The sequence below is a fragment of the Vreelandella rituensis genome, from assembly GCF_003336665.1.
Taxonomy (GTDB): Bacteria; Pseudomonadota; Gammaproteobacteria; order Pseudomonadales; family Halomonadaceae; genus Vreelandella; species Vreelandella rituensis.
The window spans coordinates 24,390-31,223 of the sequence record NZ_QPIJ01000049.1; the positions used below are offsets into that span (position 1 = coordinate 24,390).

Annotated in this window: 5 protein-coding genes; 4 read left to right on the top strand and 1 reads right to left on the bottom strand. The window is 59.5% G+C overall.

Annotated features, from left to right (window positions below; translation table 11 throughout):
* The first annotated feature begins 60 nt into the window (after positions 1 to 60).
* The 4 genes from prpB (at position 61) to prpF (ending at position 6,193) form a co-directional block, all read left to right on the top strand.
* Positions 61 to 951, top strand: a complete 891-nt coding sequence (prpB, locus tag DU506_RS16585) for a methylisocitrate lyase (RefSeq protein WP_114488002.1) — start codon at positions 61 to 63, stop codon at positions 949 to 951.
* A 130-nt stretch (positions 952 to 1,081) separates the two neighbouring features.
* Entirely contained in the window at positions 1,082 to 2,209 is a 1,128-nt protein-coding gene (gene prpC, locus DU506_RS16590) for a bifunctional 2-methylcitrate synthase/citrate synthase (RefSeq protein ID WP_114488003.1), read from the top strand.
* Positions 2,210 to 2,312: 103 nt separating this feature from the next.
* On the top strand, positions 2,313 to 4,913 hold the full coding sequence (acnD, locus tag DU506_RS16595; RefSeq protein ID WP_114488004.1) for a Fe/S-dependent 2-methylisocitrate dehydratase AcnD: 2,601 nt from the start codon (positions 2,313 to 2,315) through the stop codon (positions 4,911 to 4,913).
* 101 nt (positions 4,914 to 5,014) lie between these two features.
* Positions 5,015 to 6,193 (top strand): 2-methylaconitate cis-trans isomerase PrpF, encoded by a 1,179-nt coding sequence (prpF, locus tag DU506_RS16600; RefSeq protein WP_114488005.1) that lies wholly within the window; start codon positions 5,015 to 5,017, stop codon positions 6,191 to 6,193.
* A 63-nt stretch (positions 6,194 to 6,256) separates the two neighbouring features.
* On the opposite strand, the gene tnpA is transcribed toward prpF, so the two are convergent.
* Positions 6,257 to 6,673: an IS200/IS605 family transposase gene (gene tnpA / locus DU506_RS16605; protein ID WP_114488006.1), complete on the bottom strand. Its 417-nt coding sequence runs from the start codon at positions 6,671 to 6,673 to the stop codon at positions 6,257 to 6,259.
* Positions 6,674 to 6,834 lie beyond the last annotated feature (161 nt).

The following is a 6,834-nucleotide window of genomic DNA, read 5'->3' on the forward strand; positions in this document are numbered from 1 at the left end:
TAGGCTTGAAAAGCCGACCCAGGCGTCGCGTTGACGTCGGACAATCATCAGGAGACTTACATGACTCAGCAGACGCCAGGCGCCCGTTTTCGCGCAGCCCTCGAAGCCAATCAGCCGTTACCGATCGTGGGAACCATCAATGCCTATACGGCGATGATGGCCGAGCGAGTAGGGCATAAGGCGATTTATCTTTCCGGTGGCGGGGTGGCCAACGCCTCGTTCGGCCTGCCTGATTTGGGCATGACCACCATGAACGACGTGGTACAGGACGCCCATCGCATCTGTGGCGCTACGGATCTGCCGTTGCTGGTGGACATTGACACCGGCTGGGGCGGCGCCTTCAATATCGCTCGTACCGTCAAGGAAATGCAGCGTGCCGGTGTGGCAGCTGTACATATCGAAGACCAGGTTGCCCAGAAGCGTTGCGGCCATCGCCCCAACAAGGCGATTGTCTCTCAGGCCGAGATGGCCGATCGCGTCAAAGCCGCTGCTGATGCGCGCATCGATCCGGATTTCTACCTGATTGCACGTACCGACGCCTTCCAGAAAGACGGCCTGGACGCCGCCATCGATCGTGCCAATGCCTGTATCGAAGCCGGGGCCGATGCCATTTTCGCCGAAGCCGTGCACACCCTTGAAGACTATCGCGCCTTCTGTGAGCGGGTCGATGCGCCGATTCTGGCCAACATCACCGAATTCGGCGCCACACCGCTATTCAGCCAGCAAGAGTTGGGTGACGTGGGTTGCCGCATGGTGCTGTACCCGCTTTCCGCCTTCCGTGCCATGAATCAGGCCGCGCTCAAGGTGTACCAGAGCATCCATGAAAACGGCCATCAGCGTGATGTGGTCGAGCTGATGCAGACACGCGACGAGCTCTATGATTTTCTTAATTATCATGCGTTTGAGCAAAAACTCGATGCGCTGTTCGCCGACCAGGGCGATGCCGAATAATTTTCGGTGAGCACAGCAGCGATACAAGAAGTTTTTGAAAGAAAAGTTTTTGAAGCGGAAGTCTTTAAGACAGACGTTTTAGCAAATAACGCTCTTACAACGATAAGTGCACTATCAAGGAGATACCAGAATGGCAGATAAACCGACTAGTGGCGCAGGCCTGCGTGGCCAGAGTGCGGGTACCACCGCCCTATGTACCGTTGGCCAGACAGGTTCCGGACTGACCTACCGTGGTTTTGACATCAAGGAACTGGCGGAAAAAGCCCGTTTTGAAGAAGTCGCTTACCTTCTGCTCAAGGGCAAGTTGCCGAATCAGGCTGAACTGGACGCTTATATCACTAAGCTCAAAAGCCTGCGTAGCCTGCCCCAGGCGTTGAAAACGGTACTGGAACAGATTCCGGCCTCCGCACACCCGATGGATGTCATGCGCACCGGCGCCTCCATGCTGGGCAATCTGGAAACCGAAGAGAGTTTCGATGAGCAGCAGGATGCCTCGGATCGTCTGCTGGCCGTGTTTCCTTCGATTATCTGCTACTGGTATCGCTACACGCACGATGGCGTTCGCATCGAGACCGAGACCGACGACGATTCCGTGGGCGGGCACTTCCTGCACCTGCTGCGCGATGAGCCGGCCTCCGAGCTGCACGCTCGCGTAATGAACGTCTCGCTGATTCTGTATGCCGAGCATGAGTTCAACGCCTCGACCTTCACAGCGCGTGTCTGTGCTTCGACGCTTTCCGATATGCACTCTTGCGTTACCGGTGCGATTGGTTCCTTGCGTGGCCCGCTGCATGGTGGCGCCAATGAAGCGGCCATGGACATGATCGAAGACTGGACCTCCCCCGAGCAGGCCGAGCGCGAAATCATGGGCATGCTCGAGCGCAAGGACAAGATCATGGGCTTCGGTCACGCCATCTATCGTGAATCCGACCCGCGCAACGAGATCATCAAGCATTGGTCCAAGAAGCTCTCCGAAGATGTGGGTGACAAGGTGCTCTACCCGGTTTCCGAGCGTGTCGAGGAAGTCATGTGGCGCGAGAAGAAATTGTTCTGTAACGCCGATTTCTTCCATGCCAGTGCTTACTACTTCATGGATATCCCCACCAAGCTGTTCACGCCGATCTTCGTCTGCTCGCGCGTTACCGGCTGGTGTGCTCATGTGTTCGAGCAGCGTGCCAACAACCGCATCATTCGTCCCAGCGCCGACTATACCGGGCCGGAGAAAAGCGAATGGGTGCCGATCGAGCAGCGTGACTGATCCCACCCTGGCCGCTTGAGGCGATAAAGGCGGCCGTTTCCCGGTCGCCTTACTTTACTCAAGCACGACTCGAATCGAACACTACTCGGGATGACCTGACGCTATGAACACTGACTATCGCAAGCCTTTGCCTGGCACGGCGCTGGATTATTTCGACACCCGTGAGGCGGTCGAGACAATTCAGCCGGGTGCTTATGCCAAATTGCCCTACACCTCACGGGTGCTGGCCGAAAATCTGGTGCGTCGCTGCGACCCGGCGATGCTGACCGATGCGCTCAAGCAGCTGATCGAGCGCAAGCGCGACCTGGACTTTCCCTGGTACCCGGCGCGGGTGGTATGCCACGACATCCTGGGGCAGACGGCCCTGGTGGACCTGGCCGGTCTTAGGGACGCTATCGCCGAGCAAGGCGGTGACCCCGCTCGGGTCAACCCGGTGGTACCCACCCAGTTGATCGTCGATCACTCCCTGGCCGTCGAACATGCCGGCTTCGAGGAAGATGCTTTCGAGAAGAATCGTGCTATCGAAGACCGCCGCAACGATGATCGCTTCCACTTCATCAACTGGACCAAGACGGCGTTCGAGAACGTCGACGTGATTCCACCAGGCAACGGCATCATGCACCAGATCAATCTGGAGAAGATGTCACCGGTGGTCCAGGCGCGCGACGGCGTGGCTTTTCCCGACACATGTGTGGGTACAGACAGCCACACGCCTATGGTCGACGCCTTGGGTGTGATCGCGGTGGGCGTTGGGGGGCTTGAGGCCGAGAGCGTGATGCTGGGTCGCGCATCCATGATGCGCCTGCCCGACATCATCGGTGTGGAACTCAGTGGCAAGCTCAAGCCGGGCATCACCAGTACCGACATGGTGCTGGCGATCACCGAGTTCCTGCGTCGCGAGCGTGTGGTGGGAGCCTATCTGGAGTTCTATGGTGAGGGCGCGGAGAGCCTGAGCGTGGGCGACCGGGCCACCATTTCCAACATGACACCAGAATACGGCGCCACGGCGGCGATGTTTTACATCGACGGCCAGACTATCGACTACCTCAAACTCACCGGGCGTGAAGACGACCAGGTCAAGCTGGTGGAAACCTATGCCAAGGAAACCGGTCTCTGGGCGGATAGCCTGAAAGATGCAGAGTACGAGCGCGTGCTGACGTTTGATTTGTCGTCCGTGACTCGTACCCTGGCCGGGCCTTCCAACCCTCATGCCTTGCTGCCCACTTCCGAGCTTGCCGCACGCGGCGTCAGTGGCGTAGTCGAAAACGAAGAGGGAAAAATGCCCGATGGCGCGGTGATTATCGCCGCGATCACCAGCTGCACCAACACCTCCAACCCGCGCAACATGGTGGCGGCGGGGCTGATCGCGCGCAACGCCAACAAGCTCGGCCTGACCCGCAAGCCTTGGGTGAAGTCCTCCCTGGCGCCAGGCTCCAAGACGGTGAAGATGTACCTGGAAGAAGCCGAGCTGATGTCGGAACTCGAGAATCTCGGTTTTGGTGTGGTGGCCTATGCCTGCACGACCTGCAACGGCATGTCCGGGGCACTCGATCCGGTCATCCAGCAGGAAATCATCGACCGCGATCTTTATGCCACGGCGGTGCTTTCCGGTAACCGCAACTTCGATGGCCGTATCCACCCCCATGCCAAGCAGGCCTTTCTTGCTTCGCCGCCGCTGGTGGTGGCCTATGCGATTGCCGGCACCATCCGCTTCGATATCGAAAAGGATGTGCTGGGCCATGACCAGAACGGCAATCCGGTGACGCTGAAGGACATCTGGCCTGCCGATGAAGAGATCGATGCCATCGTCAAGCAGGCTGTAAAACCGGAGCAGTTCCGCAAGACCTACATCCCCATGTTCGACCTGGACAAGAGTGCCCGGGCCGAGATCAACCCACTCTACGACTGGCGTCCTGAGAGTACCTACATCCGTCGTCCGCCTTATTGGGAAGGCAACATGGCCAGGCCCCGCGGCCTGGCCGGCATGCGCCCGCTGGCGGTATTGCCGGACAACATCACCACCGACCATCTGTCGCCAAGCAACGCCATCCAGATGAACAGCGCCGCCGGTGAGTACCTGCACAAGATGGGCCTGCCGGAAGAAGACTTCAATTCCTACGCCACCCACCGCGGCGATCACCTGACCGCCCAGCGAGCGACCCTTGCCAACCCCAAACTGTTCAACGAGATGGTGCAGGAGAACGGCAAGGTCACGCAGGGCTCGCTTGCTCGTGTCGAGCCAGAAGGGCAGGTAGTGCGCATGTGGGAGGCGATAGAGACCTATATGTCGCGCAAGCAGCCCCTGATCGTGATCGCCGGCGCCGACTATGGCCAAGGCTCATCGCGGGACTGGGCGGCCAAGGGCGTGGCCCTGGCGGGCGTGGAAGCCATCGTCGCCGAAGGTTTCGAGCGTATCCACCGCACCAACTTGGTGGGCATGGGCGTGCTGCCCTTGCAGTTCGAGGAAGGTACCACGCGCAAGACCCTGGTCATCGACGGTACCGAGACCTTCGACGTGCTCGGCGAGCCTGCACCCCGGGTCAACCTAACGCTGATCATCAATCGCGCCAATGGCGAACGCGAGGAAGTACCGGTGATCTGCCGTCTGGATACTGCCGAGGAACTGTCGATCTACGCCGCGGGCGGTGTGCTGCAGCGCTTTGCCAAGGACTTCCTCGAGTCCACGGAAGGCGCGACCGCTTGATTGCCGGGCCGCATGGCCAAGTGCAGGCACTTTTTGTATAACGTCTAACCTCGACCCGGTGCCGGAAGGCCCGGGTCGAGCCCGATAAAAGGACATGATTCATGGCACACAAGCCCCAGATCCGCATTCCCGCCACCTACATGCGTGGTGGTACCAGCAAGGGTGTTTTCTTTCGTCTTCAGGACCTTCCCAAGGCCGCCCAGAAGCCGGGGCCCGCTCGGGACGCACTGCTTCTGCGCATCATCGGCAGCCCCGATCCCTACCAGAAACAGATCGACGGCATGGGCGGAGCGACCTCGAGCACCAGCAAGACGGTGATCCTGTCGAAAAGCACTCAGCCCGATCACGACGTGGATTATATGTTCGGCCAAGTCTCCATCGACAAGCCATTCGTCGACTGGAGCGGCAACTGCGGCAACCTCTCGGCGGCGGTGGGTCCTTTCGCCATCAGTAACGGCCTGGTGGATGCCGATCGCATTCCGCAAGACGGCGTGGCCGAGGTGCGTGTCTGGCAGGCCAACATCGAGAAGACCATTCTGGTTCGGGTGCCCATCACCGATGGCGCGGTGCAGGAAACCGGCGACTTCGAGCTTGACGGTGTGACCTTTCCCGCCGCCGAGGTGCCGGTCGCCTTCATGGATCCGGCGGATGGCGAAGGCGCCATCTTCCCCACAGGCAACGTCGTGGACGAGCTGGAAGTGCCCGGCGTGGGGACGCTTTCGGCGACGATGATCAATGCCGGTATTCCCACCATTTTCGTCAATGCCCAGGATATCGGTTACACCGGCAGCGAGCTGCAGGAAGCGATCAACAACGACACCAAGGCGCTTGCCACTTTCGAGACGATACGTGCCCATGGGGCGCTGCGCATGGGACTCGTCCAGGACATCGCCGAGGCCGCCAACCGTCAGCACACCCCCAAGGTGGCCTTCGTCGCACCGCCCGTCGACTATGTCACATCGAGTGGCAAGCAGTTGTCTGCCAAGGACATGGACCTGACGGTGCGGGCGCTGTCCATGGGCAAGCTTCATCACGCCATGATGGGCACGGCAGCCGTTGCCATCGGCACCGCCGCGGCCATCGAGGGTACCTTGGTCAACCTGGCGGCAGGCGGCGGCGAGCGCAAGGCGGTCACTTTCGGTCATCCATCCGGCACCCTGCAGGTAGGCGCCGAAGCAAGCCTGGTCGACGGCCGGTGGCAGGTAGACAAGGCCATCATGAGCCGTAGCGCCCGGGTGCTGATGGAAGGGTTCGTGCGCGTGCCCGGTGATGCCTTTTAACATTTCGCGCGGAATTCCACGTCCAAGCCACGCATTGGGCGTGGATGGATAGCGCGCCGTCCGTCAGGACGGCCTGGCCTGGTTCTGGATGTAGCGCTTGATGATCTCCGTGTTCGCACCATCGCCCACGCTGAGCATGCAGTACGACCTGGACCAGAAGCGCTCGCCCCAGAGCTGTGTCTTGAGGGTTTCCCAATAGTCTTTCCTGATCCGCCGGCTCGTCACGGTCTTGATGCTGTTGACCAGCTTGGCTGGCATGACGGAGGGGTAAAGTTCCAGCAGGATATGGACATGATCCGTTTCACCCGAAAATTCCAGCACACCCACGTCGGACATCTCGCAAACGCGGCGGATGTGTATTTCCAGGTCCTCCATGATCGCCGATGTAATCACCTCTCGCCGATAAGCGGTCACTAACACTAAATGGCACTTTATATTAAAAACACAATGTGGGTGTGATCTTAATGTAGTCTTTGACATTGACACTAATCTCCTTTGCCACTAATGTTAGTTCAATCGTCACAGGGGAGCAATCCATGCCTGTCCGTCGCGTCGAACGCATCATGATCCGCCCTGGTCATGCCAACTACCTGGCCTGCCATCGGTATTGTTCGGCCGCGAGAAAAGTGGCGAACGCCACG

Coding starts and splice junctions, on each gene's coding strand:
- tnpA (WP_114488006.1), bottom strand. CDS start 6,673: ATGTCAAAGACTACATTAAGATCACACCCACATTGTGTTTTTAATATA.
- prpB (WP_114488002.1), top strand. CDS start 61: ATGACTCAGCAGACGCCAGGCGCCCGTTTTCGCGCAGCCCTCGAAGCC.
- acnD (WP_114488004.1), top strand. CDS start 2,313: ATGAACACTGACTATCGCAAGCCTTTGCCTGGCACGGCGCTGGATTAT.
- prpF (WP_114488005.1), top strand. CDS start 5,015: ATGGCACACAAGCCCCAGATCCGCATTCCCGCCACCTACATGCGTGGT.
- prpC (WP_114488003.1), top strand. CDS start 1,082: ATGGCAGATAAACCGACTAGTGGCGCAGGCCTGCGTGGCCAGAGTGCG.